This is a genomic window from Streptomyces calidiresistens (assembly GCF_014141525.1).
GTDB lineage: Bacteria > Actinomycetota > Actinomycetes > Streptomycetales > Streptomycetaceae > Streptomyces > Streptomyces calidiresistens.
The window spans coordinates 1-1026 of the sequence record NZ_VKHS01001266.1; the positions used below are offsets into that span (position 1 = coordinate 1).

General features: G+C 78.7%; 1 protein-coding gene. It reads right to left on the reverse strand.

The features are described 5' to 3' along the window. The coding region (locus FOE67_RS30195) for a ferredoxin family protein (RefSeq protein WP_182667405.1) at positions 1-978 on the reverse strand (978 nt) is incomplete at its 3' end. Positions 979-1026: the final 48 nt, after the last annotated feature.

The following is a 1026-nucleotide window of genomic DNA, read 5'->3' on the forward strand; positions in this document are numbered from 1 at the left end:
GGGTTCCACCCCGGTGGCCAGCACCCGGGCCTGCGGCAGCGCCCGTGCCCCACAGCTCGCCGGGAGGGGAGGCACCGTCGCGCCCCGCTCCACCCGCACCCGCCAGGCCGCCGTGCCGTCCCTGCGCCGCACCCCGACCCACGGTTCCGCCGGTTCCCCCACGGCCCCGGTGGAGGGGTCGTCCGACTCCCCGGGCTCCGGGGCGAGGGCGAAGACCTCCAGCGCGTCGGCGCCGCGCTCACCGGTGGTGCCGCGCACGGCCAGCTCGGCGGCCTGCCCGAGCGGGTCCCAGGCGGACCGCCCCCGGCAGCCCTCGGTCACCACTCGGCCGTCGCGCACCGCCTCCACCACGGCCTTCACCGCGGGTCCCGTCATCCGGCCGTAGGCGTAGCCGTGCGGGAGGACCAGCAGGGTGGGGGAGAAGCGGTGACCGCCGAGGTGTGTCACCTCCCAGACCGCCGCGCCGCCGCCCGCCGCGGCCTCGGTGGCCAGCGGACGGCCGAGCACGGCGCAGCAGCGATCCCGGCGGCCGTTGGTGCACACCAGCACCAGCGGGTCGCCCCGGTAGGTCTCCCAGGGCCCGCCCTCCGCGCGGGCCCGCGCCCCGGCCGCCTCGAACTCCCCCGCGGCCAGTGCCTCCGGAGCCAGGCCGGCCAGGTACTCGGCACCTCCGTCGGAGTCGAGCACGGCGGTCAGCACCCGGGCACGGCCGGGGAGGGTGTGGGCGAGGAAGGCGCGGCGCGGGCCGTTCCTCCCCCGGTCGGCGTGACGGCCGGGGGAGCGGATCAGCGCCGTCCGCACGCCGTACGCGGTCCACGACTCCAGGAGGGCGCCGGTGGCGGGGTCCAGTCGGCCGTCGGTGAGGGCCCGGGGCCCCCAGGGGCCGGGTTGTTCGAACAGCACCCAGGTCCGCGCGACGGCCGCGGTGCCGGCGAGCGGTTCCTTCCGGAGGACGGAGAGGGACGAGCAAGTGGTCACGAGCGGGTTCCGGGACGGGGGCGGAGGACGGGGCGATCGGGTCGGGTG